Raw genomic sequence first — 17,410 nt, 5'->3', positions numbered from 1 at the left:
CAGGTTCTGAGCGCTTCCTGAAAGCCGCCGCCGGCGCGGCGCGGTGTAATGGCGGCCATTTTCAACGCCACTGGAGCGCCATCATGCTATTGCCTCTCGGCTTTCCCTCCGTCCGGCCCCACGCCAGCCCCTCGCACGCTCCGGCCCCCGAAACCCCCGCCGCCCAGACCGGCAGCCTTAACGGCAAGCCGGTGCGCATAGCCGACAGCGCTGAAAGCCGCGGCAAGGCTCACGCGGTCTTGAGCGAATGCCTGTCCGACGTACGCCGCTTCTTCCAGCCGCTGACCGGCCGGGTCTCCCGCTTCTTCGGCGCGATCCCGGACTGGGTGCGCAAGCTGACGGGTCAGGCCAAGCCGGCCGACGCGGCCACGGCCGTCACCTCCCCTATCGCCAGCCCCATCTTCGCCGGCCAGTTTCAGCAACTGTGCGCGGAATTCACTCAACGCCTGGCGCGGCATGAGGACATGAGCGGCGCCTTCCGCAAATCCGACTCCCTCACGGAACAGAACAGCCTCAAACAAGCGATGATGAACGGCAAAGCCGATATCCCATCCTTGACCAATGTGCAAATGGCCGCGCTGATCAAGGACATCGTCAAGAACCAACTGCCGCTGCCCAGCGGCACGGCCTTGGAGACTCACGTCAAGCAGAGTGACGATCCTTGCGCACTGCACCGCGAGATGCTGAAGCAGCTCGACGGCCCGGAGAAAGACTGCGCCGAGGCCGCCATGACGGTGCTGGCCCATGCCTACCGCGAGGCGGAAGCGCATCCTCAGCCCGCCTTCACCGCCCCCGCTCTGCTGACCTGCCTGACCCTGCACACGGACGACTACCACTACGATAGCAACTTGGATCCTTTGGAAAACTCGATGCTCGGCACGCAGCGCTCGGAGACTCAATCCAATATCCGCAAAGCCATCCTGCAAAGTTGGCTGAACACGCCTGCCGCCCCTGCGGACTCGTCAGCCGAGCATCCTTCCTCCCCGGCGGATAAACCCGTCACGGCGGAACCGTGGCGCGCTCAGTACGCCGCGGTCATGAAGCAACTGCTCACCCAGCGTCCACAGCGCTCGGAATAAGCGCCATGCCCCGGCCGCCGCCCGCGGCCGGCTTCCATCCACCCGTCCAAGAAGAAAAAAACATGTCCACGCCTTTCCAACACGCCGTCGTCGAACTTTGCCAATCCCTGTCGCTTCCGCCTCCGGATCAGATGGACGACAGCCTCTTCACCCTGCAAGTGGGCGAACACGCGGTGCACCTGAGCGAGCAGCCCGCGCGTCAGCTGCTGATGTTCTGCTGCCTGTCTCCGCAGCAGGCACAAGCGGACGCGTCGCCGCTGCGGCAGAACCTGTTCAGCGACGACCCGCTCAAGCCGGTGATCGGCCAATCCGCGCACAGCCAGGACTGGGTGCTGTGGAACCGCCAGCCGCTGGCGCATTGCGACGCCGCGGCGCTCCAGCGGCAACTGGAACGCATCAGCGACTGCGCCGAGCGGTGCTGCCGCGCGCCGGAACCAACAGCGCCGGCCTTTGCGCCGCAAGCGCTGCGCCAACGCCACGCCCGGCTGCATTGCTGAGAGCCTGTTCATAATCTGCTGCGCTGCGTGGAGCGTTACACGGTGAGTGCAACCTCGAAATGCTCATGTACCACTCGTACATTCCGCTTTCTCAGCGGTTTTCGCCTTGTCTCGCTCTTGCTCGCGAGATTTTGAACTGGCTCTAAGCCACACCGCGGCAAGCCCAAAAGGAAAAAGGCCGAGGCCGCCGGTATACGCCAGTACACCGGCCAAGCCTCGACCTCGCTCAATCAGCGTCAAGCGCCGCCTACAAGGCCACCACCGGGAAATCGATCTCGGTACCGGCGATCAGATTGGCGTAATTGGTCAGCGTGTTCAGCGCCACCGCGGCGATCACCTCCACCAGCAGGCCGTCGTCGACGCCGGCGGCACGCGCCGCGGCCAGGTCCTGATCCGATACCACCCCGCGCTGGCTGACGATTTGCACGGTCAGGCGGGCAATCGCGTCGGTCTGCGCGTCGGCGGCCTGGCCGGCACGCGCCGCCTGGATGTCCGCCTCGCTCAGGCCGGCGCCCTTGCTCATCAAGGTATGGGCGGACAAGCAATACTGGCAGGCGTTGGCCTGGGCGGCGGCCAAGGCGATCACTTCGCGCTGACGCGCGCTGAGTTTGCCCTTGGTCAAGGCCTCGGAGAAGCCCAGATAGGCGTTTAACACCGCCGGCGCTTGGGCGAAGGTGGCGAACAGATTGGGCACCATGCCCAGTTTGGCCTTGACGGCGTCCAGAGTGGCGCCCAGTTCCGGGCTGACTTGATTGCGGTTTACGGTGGGGATGCGGGACATGACTGACTCCTGAATCTCAAGTTGAACGACGATGGGGACTGCACAGAAGCCATCTTGCAATACAATCAGACGTCTATCGTCTCGAAAACTTTGCAGATCGTATCGAAATGGACCTGTTGACGCCCTTGTTGCAGCAAAGCGCGTTTTCCGCGCGCGTGTTCCACCATGGCAATCTATGCCATCTGGTCGATTTCGACCCCGGCGCAACGGCCGGCCACCTGCACTTGCTCAAGGGCGGCCGCCTGAGTTGCACGCTGCGCGACGCGCTGGTGCTGGACACCGACCGTCCCTGCGCGCTGCTGTTTCCGCGCCCCAGCGCCCATACCCTGATGCCGGTGGGGGAGCGCGGCGCCGATCTGGTCTGCGCCACGCTGGACCTGGGCTTCAAGACCGGCGGCCCGCTGGCGCTGGCGTTGCCGGAGTGTCTGGTGCTCTATCTGGACGACACCCCCAACCTGCTGCCCACGCTGCAACTGCTGTTCGACGAAGCCTTCTCCGATCGCTTCGCCCGCCAGGCGGCGCTGGACCGCTTGATGGAATACTTCCTGATCCAGGCGATACGCGTGGTGATAGACGCCGGCCAGATCCACAGCGGCATCTTCGCCGCCATGTCCGACCCCAGGCTGGCGCGCGCCGTCAACGCCATCCATGCGCGCCCGGAGCGCGGGTGGACCGTGGAACTGCTGGCGGAACAGGCCGGCATGTCGCGCGCGCGCTTCGCCGCCCGCTTCCGCGAACAAGTCGGCCTCGCCCCGCTGGATTATCTGACCGACTGGCGGCTGTCCGTCGTCCGCCACCAGCTGCGCCAGGGACAGCCGATCAAGCGCATCGCCGCGCAAGTGGGCTACGCCAGCCCCGCCGCGCTCAGCCGGGTCTTCGCCCAACGGCTGGGACTGCCGCCCAGCGATTGGTTGAAACAACAGGCGGCAATTTGAACAGCGCCACGCGTGGAACTTTGGAATCCGCCCCCCCATCTGACTCCAGACCGCGGCGATCCAATAGGCGCGCCGCGCCGAATCCACCATAGGGAAACACCATGAATGCACCACGCCTCGCCGCCACCGGCCTGATCTGCGCCGGCTTGTTCAGCCTGCCCGCTCACGCCGCCACGCTGTGCACCCTACTGGCCGACGCCAAAAGCGGCGACATCCTGCAGCAGCAAGGCAACTGCGAACAGCGCTACACCCCGGCCTCCACCTTCAAGATTCCGCTCAGCGTGATGGGCTTCGACTCCGGCTTCCTTCAGGGCGAACACCAGCCGGCGCTGCCTTATCGGGACGGCTATGTGGACTGGGGCGGCGATAACTGGAAACAGCCCACCGATCCGGTGCGCTGGCTGAAGTATTCGGTGGTGTGGTATTCGCAGCAGATCGCCCAGGCCTTGGGCGAGGAGCGGCTGGGCCGTTACGCCGATGCCTTCGGCTACGGCAACGCCGACTTCAGCGGCGACCCGGGCAAGCACAACGGCCTGGAACGCGCCTGGATCTCTTCTTCGCTGAAGGTATCGCCGCGGGAACAACTGGCCTTTGTGCGCAAGCTGGTCAACCTGGAACTGCCGGTGTCCAAGCGCGCGCAGGAACTGACAATGAAGATCGTGGAAACCAGCGCGGCGGCGGACGGCTGGCAGGCTCACGGCAAAACCGGCATGGCCTATCCGCGCAAGGCGGACGGCGAGTTCGACGAGGAGCACCCCTACGGCTGGTATGTGGGCTGGGCCAATAAGGGCGAACGCTCGCTGGTCTTCGTGCGCCTGATCCAGGACGACAAGAAAAAGCCGGGCACCACCGGTGTGCGCGCGCGCGCGGCCTTCCTGGAGGAGTTGCCGACACTGCTGACCGCAACCCCTGCTCCCGCTCAATCCATCAGCCGCTGATACAAATAGACCAGTACCCGCGCCAGTTCCTGCGCGGTCTGTTCCTGGCCGGCGTTGCCGCTGTGGCCGCCGGCCTCGGTTTCCAATAGCAGCGCGTCGTGGCCCAATTCCCGCATCCGCGCCACCATCTTGCGCGCGTGCGCCGGGTGCACGCGGTCGTCCTTGGCGCTGGTGGTGAACAGCGCCAGCGGATAGGCCAGATCGCCGCGCAGCCGGTGATAGGGCGAGTACGCCGCCAGCGCCGGCCGTTGCGCCGGATCGTCCGGGTCGCCGTATTCGTCTATCCAGCTGGCGCCGGCCAGCAGCTCGGTATAGCGCAGCATGTCCAGCAGCGGCACTTCACACACCACCGCGCCGAACAACTCCGGCCGCTGCGTCATGCAGGCGCCCACCAGCAGGCCGCCATTGCTGCCGCCCTCGATGCCCAGCCTGGCCGGCGCGGTCAGGCCGCGCGCCACCATGTCTTCCGCTACCGCGATGAAATCGTCGAAGCCCACCTGACGGTTCACCCCCTGCGCCGCCTGATGCCAGCCAGGGCCGAACTCGCCGCCGCCGCGGATGCAGGCCAGCGCGAAGGCGCCGCCGCGCTGCAGCCAGTGCGGGCCAAAGTTCTCCACGTAGTAAGGCATCATCGGCACTTCGAAGCCGCCGTAGCCGTACAGCAAGGTGGGCGTGGAGCCGTCCAGCGGCGCGTCGCGGCGGCGCACCACAAAGTACGGGATGCTTTCGCCGTCCGGCGCGCGCGCCTGCCATTGCTCGGCGACGAAATCGGCCGGGTCGAAGGCCTCCGGCTGGCGGCGCAAGCATTCCTGCGCGCCGCTGGCCACGTCCAGCCGGTACAGGCCGGTGGGGGTCAGGAAATCGCTGAAGCTGTAGCACAGAATATCGCTGTCCCAGGGCTGGTCGGCGAACTCGATCACCCCGCCGCTGGGCGTGGGCAGGGCGCGCTCGCGCCAGACGCCGTCCGCCTTGTCGAAAGCCAGCAGCCGGCTTTTAACTTGGTCCAACAGATTGACCACCACGCTGGCGCGCGTGGTCTCCACCGACTCCACCGCCAAGCGCGGCTGCGGCGCCACCAGCAATTGCGCGGCGATCCGCCCCTGCCGCAACGGCTCCAGCGCCACCGCCAGCAAGGCGCCAGCCGGATAGACGGTTCCGGCGGCGTCCCAGTCTTCGGCCAGCTTGACGATCAAATCACCGTGCAGATAAGCCTCCAGCTCGGCCTTGGCCGGCAGCGGCAGCGCCTGGGTTTCCAGTTCGTCGTCGATCAGATGGTAGGTTTTGCTGTAGAAGCTGTCCGAGCACTCAATCAGGTCCAGCGGCGCGCCGTCGGCGTCGAGGAAGCGCCAGGCGGCCACCATCATCGCGTCCTCGCCGGCGGCGAACACCTGGCTCCAGGCATGCCGGCCTTCCTCGCCGCGCTCCACCAGCCACACTTCGCGCGGGTAGCCGGAACGGGTCAGCGGCGCGCCCGGCCAACCGGGGCAGACCCAGGCGCTGTCCGGATCGCGCCAGGCCACATGGCTCTTGCCTTCCGGAAAGCTGAAACCGTCCGGCCGCCAGGTTCCGGCGGCCAGATCGTATTCGCGCGCGATGCCGGCGTCGCCGCCGCCGGCGGTCAGGTGCACCATGGCTTGCAAGGGCGCCAGCGTGCAATGGGACACGCCGTCCAGATACCAGTCCTCGTCGGCGGCCTCGGCCAGCGCGTCGATGTCCAGCACGATCTGCCAGTCCTGCTCGGCGGCGCGGTAGGCCGCCAGCGTGGTGCGGCGGTAAATGCCGCGCGGATGCGCTTCGTCCTGGTGGAAGTTGTACAGCCAGCCGTCGTGCTCGGCGCAGAACGGGATCTGGCGGGTGTCGCGCAGATGGGCGAGGATTTCGTCGCGCAGGCCGGCGAAACGCGGGTCGGCGTCCAGCAGCGCCTGGGCGCGCGCGTTCTGCGCGGCCACCCATTCGGCGGCGGCGGGATCGTCCAGGTTTTCCAGCCAGGCGTGGGGATCGGGAGCGTTATAGTCGGACATCGGCGTCATCACGGTTGCGGATCAATGGCCGCGAGGTTAGCACCCCGCGCCGCCAACGCCAAATGCGCCACACCCGCTGCTCCCGAAGTTCAGACCGCGGTGATCTCCACCCCCTCCCCCCGTAGCTGGCGACAGGCCTGTTCCGGGTCCAGCAGCGCCTCTCCCAGATAGACGCCGGCGGGCGGCGCGTCCGCCCCCAATAAATGCTCAATCTGCAAGACGGCGCCCAAGGCGGTCAAGTGCGACTGCCCCAAGGGATCCGCCAACTGCACGGTTTTTTCGCACGGCCGGCCGGCGGCGTCCTTGCCCGCAACGGCAATGCGGATGCGGTGAGCCGCGCCCGGCCCCGGATTGTAGAGCAGCGCCCGCCGCGCGCTGTTGAACATCGGTCGCGACAGCAGCCGCCATACGCCGCTGCGCACCAGCAAATGCAGCAAGGCGGTGGCTTTGCCGTCGTCGAAACCTATGCGCGCGTCCACCTGCGCGGCCCCGATGATGGCGGGCAAATTCGCTTGATCCGGAGTATCGAAACGGTAAACCCGGTGGCGGCCGCCGGCGCCGAAGTCGGCGGCGTGGCCATCTAGAAAACCGCTGCGCTGAACCCACTCCCCTCGCTCCATAGTGTGGAAAGGCTCGGACAGCCGATCCATGTAGGCAGTGGAGTTGGGCCCCGCCTGATCGGCCATCGCGAACAGGATGTCGATGCCGACGCGCTCGACCTCGGCGATGGCTCTCGCCGCGTCGCGCGCCGCCAGGCTGGCCACGCCGGCCATCCAGGCCGAAGACAGGACCACCGGCGCGCTGGGCCGTCCATGGGCGGCCACGGTCAGCAACGCCTGCTTCAGTCTCTCCGTCCAGCGCGTGACGTCCAGGTAGGCGTGGCCTTGAGTCAGCGCCAGGCGCAGCAGCCGGTCATGCGCATCGTTGACCAAACCGACGATGAGCGCGCCTTTCAGATGCGCCGGCAAGACGGGCGCGTCCACATCCATCGCCATCGCCTCGGCGCCATGCCGCGCCGCCACCGTCTGGGCCGCGTCTAGACGACGGCCGGCGATGACGAGATTGAGATCCGGCCTGCGCCGCGCCAGCAAAGACGCCACTTGCGCCCCCACCACGCCACTGCCACCAACAAGAACAACGCTTGGAGAAGTCATGCCTCACCTCAGTTTTGGTCAATTGACCAATATTTAAACATGAACTTGGTCGTTTGAACAATTAAAATAGCGGCCAGCAATTCCAGGCGATCACGGAGGAGAAAAGATGTCGGCCAAAGGAGAAGAAAGACGCGAGGCGATTTTGCGCGCGGCGATGCGGGTATTGACCCGCGACGGCGGACAGGGCTTCCGCATGCGCGCCATCGCGGCGGAAGCCGAGGTGGGCATCAGCCATGTCCAGTACTACTTCAAGAACATCGACGCGGTGATGGAAGGCGTCATGGTTCGCTATCTGGAAGACTGGGATGAGCTGATGCTGGACGCGCCCGCCAGCCTGGTCGGCGCGCTGGACTTTGTGCTGGCGACACAGCTTCAGCAGGGCGGCTGCGCCTTGCTCTGGGAGCTGTGGGCGCTGTCCAGCCGCAACGAGGCCGCCGACGCGGCGCTCAAGACTTTCTACGCCGGCTATACCGACCGGGTTTGCATGCTGCTGCGCCGCGAGGCTCCGGCGGACGCGCCCGACAGCGTCGTCAGGGAGCGCGCGGTGCTCATCGTCGCCTTGATCGAAGGCCTATCCATCCTGCGCGGCAACGGCCGGGAACAAACGCTGGCGCCGCAAGCCCAGCGCCATGCCGTAGAGGCCGTGCTGGCCTTGACGGCCTTGCCGCTGCCGGCCGCCAAGGCCTAATCCACGCTCCGCGCGGCGGCCTTGAATCGGGCGATAACCTCCGGCGCGGTGCCGCGATTGAAGGCGGCGTAGAGCGCGCTGTCCAGTTGCGCCAGCTTCATGCCGCGCCGCACCAGCGCCGCGTCCAGCCCCAGAGACTTGAGCTTGCTGCGCATGCCGATCTCGGTGGCGGGCAGCAGGTCGCAACGGCCGGACACCAGCTTCTTGACGTTGATGCTGGAATCGGAAGTCGGATCCAATCTCGGAAAGCCTTCCGTCTTCAGATACTCTTGCCGGTAATCCCCCAGCACCACGCACACCGAGTAACGCTTGGCCGCCGTCAGCGTCGGCGCCTGGATATCGCGGCGCGACGCCAACTGATAGAAATACACGTCGGAATCCAACAGCTTGACGGCGAAGTTCAGGTGCTTGAGCCGCTCCCGGGTCTTGGCGATGGGAAAGATCGCCGCGCCCGGCCGGGTCTTGGCTTCCTCGTAGGCGCGCGCCCACGGCACCGTCTCGATGCGCGACGGCGGCAGGCCGAGATGGTCCAGAATGGCCAAAACAGGCGCCACCGCCAGTCCGCCGCTGATCCGGCCATCCGGCCCCACTTCCACATAGGGAGGATCGCCGCTGCTGAACAGCCTCACCTCGTCCAGAGAGCCCGCCAAAGTGCCGCCGCAAGCCAGCGCGGCGCAGCAGGCGCTGAGCCATTGTTTCATCCCGCCTCCTTTTTCCACGCCGCAACTGCTTAATTTATAGCCGCCGGGCTTCCGTTCAGTCGGACAACACCCGTTGCAACGCCTCCACCAGCCGGTCCAGGTCCTCGCGCCGCACCTGCCAGTGGGTGACGATGCGCATCAGCCCGCCTTCGGGCGGATTGGCCTTAACGCCGGCCTGGCGCAACGCGGCCATCAACTCGGCCACGTCGATGTCGGCGGTAAAGCGGAACCAGACCATATTGATGTGCACGTCTTCCAGCTTCACCTCGACGCAGGGCAGCACGGCCAGCCGCTCGGCCAGGTAGCGGGCGTTGGCGTGGTCGTCCTTGAGCCGGTCCACCATCTCGTTCAGCGCCACGATGCCGGGCGCGGCGATGACCCCGGCCTGGCGCATGCCGCCGCCCAACAGCTTGCGGTTGCGGCGCGCGCGGGCGATGAAATCCGCGCGGCCGGCCAGGATGGAGCCCACCGGCGCGGCCAAGCCCTTGGACAGGCAGAACATTACCGTGTCGGCGTATTGGGCGATGTCTCGCGCATCGCAGCCCAAATGGGCCGCGGCGTTGAAAATACGCGCGCCGTCCAGATGCACCGGCACCTGGTGGCGACGCGCCACCTCAGCGCTGGCGGCCATCGCCTCCAAGGGAATCACGCGGCCGTTGCAGTGCGCGTTTTCCAGACAGATCAAGCCGGTCCGCGGCCAGTGGATATCCTCGCCAACGCGGATGCGCTGTTCAATCGCCTCGGGCGACATCACGCCGTCCACGCCGGCGATGGTGCGCAGCTGCACGCCGCCTATCACCGCCGCGCCGCCGGTTTCGTGCCAGACGATGTGGCAGCTCTCTTCCAGAATCACCTCGTCGCCGCGCTGACAGTGGGTGAAGATGGCCAGTTGGTTGCCGAAGTTGCCGGTGGGCACGAACAGCGCAGCCTCCTTGCCCAGCTTCTCCGCGGCCAGTTGTTCCAGCGCTTGCACCGTGGGATCGTCGCCGTAGACGTCGTCGCCCACCTCGGCGTTGAACATCGCCTCGCGCATCGCCGGCGTCGGTTGGGTCACGGTATCGCTGCGCACATCAATCCATTGCATGATTAGCTCCTTCGCTAAGTGGAAATTTCGGGCCCTTGCCGCGGCAAGGTCAGGTAGGCGGCCAAGGCCGCCGCGACGCAGCGCGTCAATTCCGCCTCGTCCGGCGCGTCCTCCAGCGCCAAACCGTGAATCAGGCTGTCCGCCATCCGCAGCAGGCGCGGCGCGCGCTCGGCGGGCAGGCCGCCGCCGGCCAGCCATTCGGCCACGCAGTCCTGCAGCGCCGCGTCCAAGGGATTGTCCTCCGGCGGCGCGTCGAACTGCGGCCACTCGCGCTCCAGCACCCGGTGCAGCCCGGGCGCGGCCAGATGCAGACGCAAGCAAGCGGACACCAAACACTCCAGTTGCGCCTGCCACGGCAGGCCGTCGCTCAGGCGCAAAGCCTCCCGCGCCGTGGCCAGGGTCTCTTCGCCGTGGCGGCTATGCAGCGCCGCCACCAGCGCCTGTTTATTGGGAAAGTACTGATACAAAGAGCCGATGCTCACACCGACCAGTTCCGCCGCCTTATTAGTGGTCAGCCCGGCATAGCCGTCGCGCTCCAGAATGCGAGCAGCCGCCTCCAGAATCGCCGCCACCACGTGGCGGGAGCGGGCTTGGCCGGGTTGTTTTCGGGCTTGCGGAATCATGGGCATGCGGCGGTCCGTAAGGGCGGGAGGCCTGCGCCGCGGCAACGGGGCCTGCGGCGAGAAGACGGCGACAAAGGCTTAGCAGAACACGAGTTTTGCCGGCTGACAAGGGCGGATACATTGAAAGCGACTCCAACCCACCCTGAAAGCGGAACCATGAGCCAAAGCTACGCCTTCTTCGCGCTGCTGCGCGTCCATCCCAACTGGCTGCGCTTGAGCCGGCCCGAACGCCGGCAATTCGAAGCGGAAACCCTGCGTCCGATCTACGCGCGCTATCCGGCGGTGCGCATGCGCTGGTTCGACGCCGAAGCCTTCACCACCCGCTGCAGCGACATCGCGCTCTTTGAAACGGAATCGATCAAGGACTTCTATTACCTGATCGACGCGCTGCGCGACAGCAAACTCGTCACCGAGCCTTATTTCGAGTTCGTCGACATTCTGCCGGCGGTGGAAGACGGCTTCCGCGACTACGACGCGCAGCTGTCCGCGGGCTGAACCACCCGCTCCGCCAGGCCGGGCAATACAAACGGCGACCTTGCGGTCGCCGTGTCGCTGCTGCGGGAGGCCGGGTTATGCCCGGCGAATCCGGCCCGGAACGGCCGGTGGAAACACTCTCAGATTGTCAGCAGTGGCTTAATGGATTCGATACGATTGCTTGATCTCGCTTACGCGGCGCTCGGCCTGTTGAACGGTCAGCGGACTCATGCTCACATGAGCGCCGCAATGGCAGCGCAACACGCTGTCGGGGTGCAGGGACTTGAGATGATGACGGATTTCATGGCCGCATTCCTCGCAGGCGACCACAACGGTGGCGTTGTAATGCTTGTCCAGATCAATATCGAATCTTTGCTGCTTCATGGGAATCTCCCTTGCTGTGACAAAGGCCGGCCGGCCAGAGGAAGAGCAGGAAGCGCTTCATGGCCGACCTGAAATGAAGGATAGCCCCGCCGACGAAAGGTTCCCAGCAATCAGCCACTTAACTGTGGTTTTTTTGACCGTTGGCAAGCCCCGCGTCCATGGCCGACGCACTGGCCAGTTGCCGGGGCTTGCAGTATCCTTCGCCGATTTGATTGTTGACGATTGCAAGCATGGACACCCACAACGCAGATCTGGAACGCCGCTTCGGCGGCATCGCCCGTCTTTACGGGCAGGAGGCGCTGGCCCGCTTCCAGGCCGCCCACGTTTGCGTGGTCGGCGTCGGCGGCGTCGGCTCCTGGGCGGTGGAAGCGCTGGCGCGCAGCGCCATCGGCAAGCTGACTCTGATAGATCTGGACAATATCGCCGAGTCCAACACCAACCGCCAGTTGCCCGCGCTGGACCCCAACTACGGCATGGCCAAGGTCACCGCGCTGGCCGATCGCGCGCGCGCGATCAACCCCGCCTGCCAGGTAATAGAGATCGAGGACTTCGTCACCGAGGATAATCTGGAGCAACTGCTGGGCCAGGGTTACGACTTCATCATCGACTGCATCGACAGCCTGCGCATCAAGACCGCGATGGCCGCCTGGTGCGTGCGCCGTCGCCAGCCTTTCATCGTGTCCGGCGGCGCGGGCGGCCAGACCGATCCCACGCTGATCCGGGTCGCGGACCTGGGCGAGGTCACTTACGACCCGCTGCTGTCCAAGCTGCGCTACAACCTGCGCCGTCACCATCAGTTCAGCCGCGAACCCGGCAAGAAGCTGCACGTTCCCTGCGTGTTCTCCACCGAACAGCTGGTTTATCCGGACACACCGGAACAACAAGCTTGCGACGCGACAGCGGCGCGCGGCCCGCAGGGCCTGTCCTGCGCCGGCTTCGGCGCGGCGATGACGGTCACCGCCAGCTTCGGCCTGGTGGCGGTGGCGCAGGCGCTGAAGCAGCTGGCCAAGCCGCCCAAGGCCAAACGCCACTAGCCTCGGTCCCGGCAACAAAAAAGCACCGCCTTGGCGGTGCTGTTTGCTTTCGGGCGAATGCCTCTTACATGCTCTGGATCTGCTTTTCCAACTTCACCGCGCGGTCGCCCGGCGCCGGGTGGCTGGACAACAGGCTGCTGTCGTTGCCATACAGGTCAGCCAGCTTGCGCAGCGCGGCCGGGCCGCCTTGAACATTGTAGTTGTGACGCTTGAGGAAGCCCACCGAGTAAGCGTCGGCGTCACTTTCCTGAGACTGGGAGAACTGCGCGTTCACCACGGCTTCGGCGAAGCCGCCGAGCTCGGATTCGGACAGGTTGGCGGCCACGGCGTTGCCGCTGCCGGCCGCGCCTTTGCGCGCAGCGGAGGTAGCGTAGGCCAGTTGCATGGCTTTCTTGGTGTGGCCCAGTTTCACGTGGCCGATTTCATGGCCGATGACGAAGCGCACTTCATCGTCGTTCATCTTGTCCATCAGGCCGCTGTACACGCGCACGGTGCCGTCGGCCATGGCGAATGCGTTGACTTCCTTGGTCAGATAAACCTTGAAGTTCAGCTTGGTGCCGTCTTCGCTGTCCAGGCCTTTGACCATCTTGGCCAGGCGCTTGGAGTAGGCGTTGGAGGCCGGAGCCACTTTGTTTTTCTTATCCATTACCACGCTGGATTCGGCCGCCATGGCTTTGACGTCGGCGTCGCTGAGCGTGGCGGATTTCACCAGGTCGGAACCAGCGCTGATCATGGAGCCTAGATCGAAAGCGTGCGCCGGTGCGGAGAAGCAAGCAGCAGCCAGAACTGTCAGAGCGAATGTTTTCATGTTGTCAGTCTCATTTAGTTTACAAATTCAATTTACAAACAAAGCAGACGGATGCTATCCGCTTTGTCCCCGCTTGAAAAGCGATTGGCATAACTACCCGCCATTCCCGATTCACGGTCTCCAAGGCGCTTAACCGGCAAGCCCTTGCCAGCGCAAAGGTTTTTCCGGAACCGAGCTAGCCTGGTGGAGAAGCGGGATACGAATGGTTGTCGCGGAGACGCAACGCATACGAACCATTAGCAGGCTCGCCCCGCTCGCCGGCGCGCAGCGCCGAGCAGGCGTGGTCCTGCAACTCCTCGACCGAGGCGCGGTTGGCGCCGATCAGGCTGGCGCGGCTGCTCAGCAGAATGAAGCCGTCGCGGCCGTCGGCTAAGCGCGTCGCCACCAGCGCCAGGCCGTAGCGCCCCATGTCCAGGCCGGCTTCCGGCAGGCCGGCCGCCAGCGCCTTGAACGGATCCACTTCCGGGCCGCCGTCAGCCTTGGCGGCCAACGTGCGCGCCCAGTAGGCGTGGCCTTGCAACTCCACCGGCAGTTCCCGCCACTCTTCGTTCAGGCTGTCCTTCAGATCGTCCAACTGCTGGCGCACGGTGGCGTCGGTGCAGGAGATGTGGATGTGCAATTGGTTCTGGGTGCGCCCGTATTGGGAGTTGATCGTCAACGACAGCAGTTCGCGCGGGATAGCCCGGCCATAGCGCTGTTCCAGAAAGCTGCGCGCGCGCCAGGCCGCCCCCCAGTAGTCCGGCGCTCTCTCGTTCAGCAATTCCGGGCTTTCGATGCCGCTGAGGCGGACGGTGGGAATCAGCAGGTATTGCAGCCAGCCGTTGCGGTCTTTCAGCACCGCGTAACCGCCGCTCAGGTCCACTTCGGCGCAGGGCGCCGGCTGACCGGCGGCTTGCTGATTGGGCACGCACTGCCGGTTGACGATGTTCCACAAGGCGTCGGAATCGGCCCACAGCAGCGCCGAGTACCCCAAGGCCAACGCGGCCAGCAGGCCGGTGGCGATTTTGCACGTGGTTTTCATGTTTGGATTTTTACTTGATGCCACCTCGCCACTATAGCGAAGCTCGGGGCCTTGAGAACGTGTTTACTATCTCGCGAGCAAGAGCGAGACAAGGCTAAGACAGCTGAGACAGCGGAATGGTCGAGTGGTACATGAGCATTTCGAAGCGGTGCTCGCCGTGCCACGTCTCACGACGCGCAGCAGATCGTAAACAGGTTCTGAGACGAAAAAACCGCCCCTAGGGGCGGTTTGTCGCAGGGGAAAGTCCGGCTCAGGCCAACAGGCAAGAGGACTGGCTCTGCTCGCTGACGCGGCGCAGCGGCGTGGCCTGCTGAGCGCAGCGCGCCTCCGCCTGCGGGCAACGGGTGCGGAACACGCAGCCGGACGGCGGGTTGATCGGGCTGGGCAAATCGCCTTGCAGGATCTGAATCACCTTGGTCTTTTCCAGCTTCGGGTCCGGGATGGGAATCGCCGACAGCAAGGCGCGGGTGTACGGGTGCGACGGCGCGTCGTACAGCGCGGACTTTTCCGCCAGCTCCATTTCGCGGCCCAGATACATCACCAGGATGCGGTCGGAGATGTGTTTGACCACGGCCAGATCATGGGCGATGAAAATCAGCGCCAAACCCATTTCGCGCTGCAACTCCTTGAGCAGATTGATGATCTGCGCCTGGATGGACACGTCCAGCGCCGATACCGGCTCGTCGCAGATGATGAGCTTGGGCTCCAGGATCAGCGCGCGGGCAATGCCGATGCGCTGACACTGGCCGCCGGAGAACTCGTGCGGATAGCGGTTGATCATCTGCTCGCGCAGGCCCACCTTGGCCATCATCGCCTTGACCCGGCGCATCACTTCCTCCGGCCCCAACTCCGGCTTGTGCACGCGCAGCGGCTCGCCGATGATGTGGGCCACGGTCATCCGCGGATTGAGCGAAGCCAGCGGATCCTGAAAGATCATCTGGATGTCCTTGCGCACCGCCAGCCAATCCTTGTCGCTGCCCTTGCGCAAATCCTTGCCCATCCAGACGATTTCGCCGTCGGTGGCGGGAATCAGGTTCAGGATGGCGCGGCTGAGCGTGGATTTGCCGCAGCCGGATTCGCCCACCACGCCCAGGGTTTCCCCGGCGTAGAGGTCGAAGCTGACGCCGTCCACCGCCTTCAGGGTTTTCTTGGGGCTCCACGGCCAGCTGTCGTTGCCCTTGACCTGGAAGTGCACTTTGACGTCGCGCACCGAGAGAATGGCCTGTTTGGCTTGTTCAGACATGGGCCACCTCCTGGGCTGCTTGCGCCAGCTCGACGGCCGGCTTGTGACAGGCGCGGATCACCTGCGGATTGTGGCTGCTGGCCTGCAGCAGCGGCAGTTCGTCGGCGCAACGCTCGGTGCTGTGCTGGCAACGTTCGGAGAACGGGCAGCCCTTGGGCATGTGCGCCATATTGGGCGGGTTGCCGGGAATGCTGACCAGCTCGCTGCCGTCGTGGTCCAGCCGCGGCAGCGCGCCCAGCAGGCCGATGGTGTAAGGATGGCTGGGGTGGTAGAAGATACTGTCGGCGTCGCCGTATTCCATCACCCGGCCGCCGTACATCACCATCACTTTTTCGCACAGGCCCGCCACCACGCCCAAATCGTGGGTGATCATGATGATGGAGGTGCCGAAGTCGCGCTGCAGATCCTTCAGCAGAGTCAGGATTTGCGCCTGCACCGTCACGTCCAGCGCGGTGGTGGGTTCGTCGGCGATCAACACTTCCGGCTCGCACAGCAGCGCCATCGCTATCATCACCCGCTGGCGCATGCCGCCGGAAAATTCATGCGGATACATATCCACGCGGCGCGCCGCCTCCGGAATGCGCACCGCTTCCAACAGCTCGATCGCGCGCTTCTTGGCCGCGCGCCGGCTCATGCCCTTGTGCAGTTCCAACACCTCGGTCATCTGCCGCTCCACCGTCAGGTAGGGGTTGAGCGAGGTCATTGGGTCCTGGAAGATCATGGACACGCGGTCGCCGCGGATGGCGTTCAGTTCCGGCGCGCCCATGGTCAGCAGGTCTTTACCGTGAAACAGCACTTCGCCGCTAGTGGAACCGTTGCGGGCCAACAGCCCCATGATGGACAACACAGTCTGGCTCTTGCCGGAGCCGGACTCGCCGACGATGCCCAGGGTCTGGCCTTTGTCCAGTTCGAAGCTGACGCCGTTGACGGCGTTGACCATGCCGTCGTTGGTCTGGAACTGGACCCCGAGATTGCTGACTTTCAAAATGCTCATAGTGGTTCTACCTCGGGCTCATCGATCTTTCGGGTCCAGCGCGTCGCGCAGGCCGTCTCCGATATAGTTGGCGCAGTACAGCGTCAGCGACAACATGCCGGCGGGGAACAACAGCTGCCAGGGCTGGGTTTCCATGGTCTTGGTGCCGTCGCCGATCAAGACGCCCCAGCTGGTCATCGGCTCTTGCACGCCCAGGCCCAGGAAGGACAGCACCGATTCGGTCAGAATCACCCCCGGCACCGTTACCGTAGTGTAGATCACCACAATGCCCAGCAAATTGGGCACGATGTGGCGGGCGATGATGGTGGCGGTGGACACGCCGATGGCGCGCGCGGCCTCCACGTACTCCTTGGACTTGATCGACAGCGTCTGGCCGCGCACCACGCGCGCCATGTCCATCCAGCCCAGGATGGTGATGGTCAGCACCACAAGATAAAACTCGCGGCCCAGCAGGGTCACCATCAGGATGGCGATCAGCAGATAGGGCACCGCGTACATCATGTCCACGATGCGCATCATCAGGTTGTCTATCTTGCCGCCGAGGAAGCCGGCGCTGGCGCCCCACAACACGCCTATGATCACCGCGGCGACGGTGGCCAACGCGCCCACCATCAGCGAGATGCGGCCGCCTATCAGGGTGCGCACCAGCAGGTCGCGGCCCAGATCGTCGGTGCCGAACCAGTGCATGCCCTGCCAGGTGGGCGCCAGGCTGATGGCGTCCCAGTCGGTGTCGTCATAGGTATGGGGCAGGAACATCGGTCCAAAGATGCAGGCCAGCACGATCAGCGACAGGATGATCAGACTGACCACGGCCGCGCGATTGCGGAAAAAGCGGATGCGCGCATCGCGCCACGGGCTGCGGCCTTCTACGGCGGCATCGTCCAGACGGGTCTCCAGCGCGATCGCCGCTTGCTTCTGTTTGCTTCTCAACATGGGAAATCCTTCGCGGTC

The 17,410-nt window shown here is 65.1% G+C and carries 19 protein-coding genes; 7 read left to right on the top strand and 12 right to left on the bottom strand.

All coding sequences use genetic code 11. The features are described 5' to 3' along the window. Window positions 1-83 precede the first annotated feature (83 nt). Both MOV80_RS13445 and MOV80_RS13440 read left to right on the top strand, forming a co-directional pair. Window positions 84-1,079, top strand: coding sequence for a hypothetical protein (locus MOV80_RS13445; protein ID WP_081575934.1), 996 nt, complete (start codon window positions 84-86; stop codon window positions 1,077-1,079). Between the two features lie 62 nt (window positions 1,080-1,141). Beyond that, the gene (locus MOV80_RS13440; protein ID WP_176218507.1) at window positions 1,142-1,576 is read left to right on the top strand and encodes a CesT family type III secretion system chaperone; all 435 of its coding nucleotides are present in this window, start codon (window positions 1,142-1,144) and stop codon (window positions 1,574-1,576) included. Window positions 1,577-1,823: 247 nt separating this feature from the next. Here MOV80_RS13440 and MOV80_RS13435 read toward each other — a convergent pair whose 3' ends face one another. After that, the gene (locus tag MOV80_RS13435) at window positions 1,824-2,357 is read right to left on the bottom strand and encodes a carboxymuconolactone decarboxylase family protein (protein WP_019103488.1); all 534 of its coding nucleotides are present in this window, start codon (window positions 2,355-2,357) and stop codon (window positions 1,824-1,826) included. Between the two features lie 107 nt (window positions 2,358-2,464). Here MOV80_RS13435 and MOV80_RS13430 point away from each other — a divergent pair, with 107 nt between their 5' ends. Both MOV80_RS13430 and blaOXA read left to right on the top strand, forming a co-directional pair. Beyond that, entirely contained in the window at window positions 2,465-3,292 is an 828-nt protein-coding gene (locus MOV80_RS13430) for an AraC family transcriptional regulator (protein ID WP_043589651.1), read from the top strand. Between the two features lie 101 nt (window positions 3,293-3,393). Beyond that, a complete protein-coding gene (gene blaOXA / locus MOV80_RS13425; protein ID WP_052051884.1) occupies window positions 3,394-4,230 on the top strand; it encodes a class D beta-lactamase in 837 nt (278 codons plus the stop codon). Here blaOXA and MOV80_RS13420 read toward each other — a convergent pair. After that, the gene (locus tag MOV80_RS13420) at window positions 4,212-6,251 is read right to left on the bottom strand and encodes a prolyl oligopeptidase family serine peptidase (RefSeq protein ID WP_081575954.1); all 2,040 of its coding nucleotides are present in this window, start codon (window positions 6,249-6,251) and stop codon (window positions 4,212-4,214) included. The two genes, blaOXA and MOV80_RS13420, sit on opposite strands and share 19 nt — an antisense overlap. 89 nt (window positions 6,252-6,340) lie before the next feature. Further along, on the bottom strand, window positions 6,341-7,405 hold the full coding sequence (locus MOV80_RS13415; protein WP_107732061.1) for a saccharopine dehydrogenase NADP-binding domain-containing protein: 1,065 nt from the start codon (window positions 7,403-7,405) through the stop codon (window positions 6,341-6,343). A gap of 106 nt (window positions 7,406-7,511) precedes the next feature. Between MOV80_RS13415 and MOV80_RS13410 the strand changes: the two genes are divergently transcribed. Beyond that, window positions 7,512-8,093, top strand: coding sequence for a TetR family transcriptional regulator (locus tag MOV80_RS13410; protein WP_019101732.1), 582 nt, complete (start codon window positions 7,512-7,514; stop codon window positions 8,091-8,093). Here MOV80_RS13410 and MOV80_RS13405 read toward each other — a convergent pair. The 3 genes from MOV80_RS13405 to MOV80_RS13395 are packed head-to-tail and all read right to left on the bottom strand — an operon-like array spanning window position 8,090 to window position 10,507. Beyond that, window positions 8,090-8,794 (bottom strand): transporter substrate-binding domain-containing protein, encoded by a 705-nt coding sequence (locus MOV80_RS13405; RefSeq protein WP_019101731.1) that lies wholly within the window; start codon window positions 8,792-8,794, stop codon window positions 8,090-8,092. The two genes, MOV80_RS13410 and MOV80_RS13405, sit on opposite strands and share 4 nt — an antisense overlap. Window positions 8,795-8,849: 55 nt before the next feature. Next, complete coding sequence (ltaE, locus tag MOV80_RS13400; protein ID WP_043589648.1) at window positions 8,850-9,878, bottom strand: low-specificity L-threonine aldolase; 1,029 nt, start codon at window positions 9,876-9,878, stop codon at window positions 8,850-8,852. A 14-nt stretch (window positions 9,879-9,892) separates the two neighbouring features. Further along, window positions 9,893-10,507 carry a TetR/AcrR family transcriptional regulator gene (locus MOV80_RS13395; protein WP_249605210.1) on the bottom strand — a complete coding sequence of 205 codons (615 nt, stop codon included), beginning with the start codon at window positions 10,505-10,507 and terminating at the stop codon, window positions 9,893-9,895. A gap of 150 nt (window positions 10,508-10,657) precedes the next feature. Between MOV80_RS13395 and MOV80_RS13390 the strand changes: the two genes are divergently transcribed. After that, on the top strand, window positions 10,658-10,996 hold the full coding sequence (locus MOV80_RS13390; RefSeq protein WP_019101728.1) for a darcynin family protein: 339 nt from the start codon (window positions 10,658-10,660) through the stop codon (window positions 10,994-10,996). 138 nt (window positions 10,997-11,134) lie between these two features. Here MOV80_RS13390 and MOV80_RS13385 read toward each other — a convergent pair whose 3' ends face one another. Then, on the bottom strand, window positions 11,135-11,359 hold the full coding sequence (locus tag MOV80_RS13385) for a hypothetical protein (RefSeq protein WP_019101727.1): 225 nt from the start codon (window positions 11,357-11,359) through the stop codon (window positions 11,135-11,137). 230 nt (window positions 11,360-11,589) lie between these two features. On the opposite strand from MOV80_RS13385, the gene tcdA reads away from it, so the two are divergent. Then, window positions 11,590-12,393, top strand: a complete 804-nt coding sequence (tcdA, locus tag MOV80_RS13380) for a tRNA cyclic N6-threonylcarbamoyladenosine(37) synthase TcdA (RefSeq protein ID WP_161524378.1) — start codon at window positions 11,590-11,592, stop codon at window positions 12,391-12,393. A 64-nt stretch (window positions 12,394-12,457) separates the two neighbouring features. On the opposite strand, the gene MOV80_RS13375 is transcribed toward tcdA, so the two are convergent. From MOV80_RS13375 to MOV80_RS13355, 5 genes are all read right to left on the bottom strand, one after another. Continuing rightward, window positions 12,458-13,201: a M48 family metallopeptidase gene (locus MOV80_RS13375; RefSeq protein ID WP_019101725.1), complete on the bottom strand. Its 744-nt coding sequence runs from the start codon at window positions 13,199-13,201 to the stop codon at window positions 12,458-12,460. A gap of 175 nt (window positions 13,202-13,376) precedes the next feature. Next, the gene (locus MOV80_RS13370) at window positions 13,377-14,222 is read right to left on the bottom strand and encodes a CDP-diacylglycerol diphosphatase (RefSeq protein ID WP_249605209.1); all 846 of its coding nucleotides are present in this window, start codon (window positions 14,220-14,222) and stop codon (window positions 13,377-13,379) included. A gap of 250 nt (window positions 14,223-14,472) precedes the next feature. Then, window positions 14,473-15,465 carry a murein tripeptide/oligopeptide ABC transporter ATP binding protein OppF gene (gene oppF, locus MOV80_RS13365; RefSeq protein ID WP_081554480.1) on the bottom strand — a complete coding sequence of 331 codons (993 nt, stop codon included), beginning with the start codon at window positions 15,463-15,465 and terminating at the stop codon, window positions 14,473-14,475. After that, entirely contained in the window at window positions 15,458-16,459 is a 1,002-nt protein-coding gene (locus MOV80_RS13360) for an oligopeptide/dipeptide ABC transporter ATP-binding protein (protein WP_019101722.1), read from the bottom strand. The genes oppF and MOV80_RS13360 overlap by 8 nt, the downstream gene beginning before the upstream one ends. Before the next feature lie 18 nt (window positions 16,460-16,477). Beyond that, on the bottom strand, window positions 16,478-17,392 hold the full coding sequence (locus MOV80_RS13355) for an ABC transporter permease subunit (RefSeq protein WP_081575942.1): 915 nt from the start codon (window positions 17,390-17,392) through the stop codon (window positions 16,478-16,480). Between the last annotated feature and the right edge of the window lie 18 nt (window positions 17,393-17,410).

This window comes from Chromobacterium sp. IRSSSOUMB001 (assembly GCF_023507765.1).
Lineage (GTDB): Bacteria > Pseudomonadota > Gammaproteobacteria > Burkholderiales > Chromobacteriaceae > Chromobacterium > Chromobacterium haemolyticum.
This window is presented reverse-complemented; position numbering and strand designations above follow the sequence as displayed.

What these genes read in the sequence shown, in the direction of transcription:
- MOV80_RS13415 (WP_107732061.1), bottom strand. Translation starts at nt 7,405, where the DNA reads ATGACTTCTCCAAGCGTTGTTCTTGTTGGTGGCAGTGGCGTGGTGGGG.
- tcdA (WP_161524378.1), top strand. Translation starts at nt 11,590, where the DNA reads ATGGACACCCACAACGCAGATCTGGAACGCCGCTTCGGCGGCATCGCC.
- MOV80_RS13430 (WP_043589651.1), top strand. Translation starts at nt 2,465, where the DNA reads ATGGACCTGTTGACGCCCTTGTTGCAGCAAAGCGCGTTTTCCGCGCGC.
- MOV80_RS13435 (WP_019103488.1), bottom strand. Translation starts at nt 2,357, where the DNA reads ATGTCCCGCATCCCCACCGTAAACCGCAATCAAGTCAGCCCGGAACTG.
- MOV80_RS13355 (WP_081575942.1), bottom strand. Translation starts at nt 17,392, where the DNA reads ATGTTGAGAAGCAAACAGAAGCAAGCGGCGATCGCGCTGGAGACCCGT.
- MOV80_RS13445 (WP_081575934.1), top strand. Translation starts at nt 84, where the DNA reads ATGCTATTGCCTCTCGGCTTTCCCTCCGTCCGGCCCCACGCCAGCCCC.
- MOV80_RS13440 (WP_176218507.1), top strand. Translation starts at nt 1,142, where the DNA reads ATGTCCACGCCTTTCCAACACGCCGTCGTCGAACTTTGCCAATCCCTG.
- MOV80_RS13370 (WP_249605209.1), bottom strand. Translation starts at nt 14,222, where the DNA reads ATGAAAACCACGTGCAAAATCGCCACCGGCCTGCTGGCCGCGTTGGCC.
- MOV80_RS13375 (WP_019101725.1), bottom strand. Translation starts at nt 13,201, where the DNA reads ATGAAAACATTCGCTCTGACAGTTCTGGCTGCTGCTTGCTTCTCCGCA.
- MOV80_RS13390 (WP_019101728.1), top strand. Translation starts at nt 10,658, where the DNA reads ATGAGCCAAAGCTACGCCTTCTTCGCGCTGCTGCGCGTCCATCCCAAC.
- oppF (WP_081554480.1), bottom strand. Translation starts at nt 15,465, where the DNA reads ATGTCTGAACAAGCCAAACAGGCCATTCTCTCGGTGCGCGACGTCAAA.
- ltaE (WP_043589648.1), bottom strand. Translation starts at nt 9,878, where the DNA reads ATGCAATGGATTGATGTGCGCAGCGATACCGTGACCCAACCGACGCCG.
- MOV80_RS13410 (WP_019101732.1), top strand. Translation starts at nt 7,512, where the DNA reads ATGTCGGCCAAAGGAGAAGAAAGACGCGAGGCGATTTTGCGCGCGGCG.
- MOV80_RS13405 (WP_019101731.1), bottom strand. Translation starts at nt 8,794, where the DNA reads ATGAAACAATGGCTCAGCGCCTGCTGCGCCGCGCTGGCTTGCGGCGGC.
- MOV80_RS13385 (WP_019101727.1), bottom strand. Translation starts at nt 11,359, where the DNA reads ATGAAGCAGCAAAGATTCGATATTGATCTGGACAAGCATTACAACGCC.
- MOV80_RS13420 (WP_081575954.1), bottom strand. Translation starts at nt 6,251, where the DNA reads ATGTCCGACTATAACGCTCCCGATCCCCACGCCTGGCTGGAAAACCTG.
- MOV80_RS13395 (WP_249605210.1), bottom strand. Translation starts at nt 10,507, where the DNA reads ATGCCCATGATTCCGCAAGCCCGAAAACAACCCGGCCAAGCCCGCTCC.
- blaOXA (WP_052051884.1), top strand. Translation starts at nt 3,394, where the DNA reads ATGAATGCACCACGCCTCGCCGCCACCGGCCTGATCTGCGCCGGCTTG.
- MOV80_RS13360 (WP_019101722.1), bottom strand. Translation starts at nt 16,459, where the DNA reads ATGAGCATTTTGAAAGTCAGCAATCTCGGGGTCCAGTTCCAGACCAAC.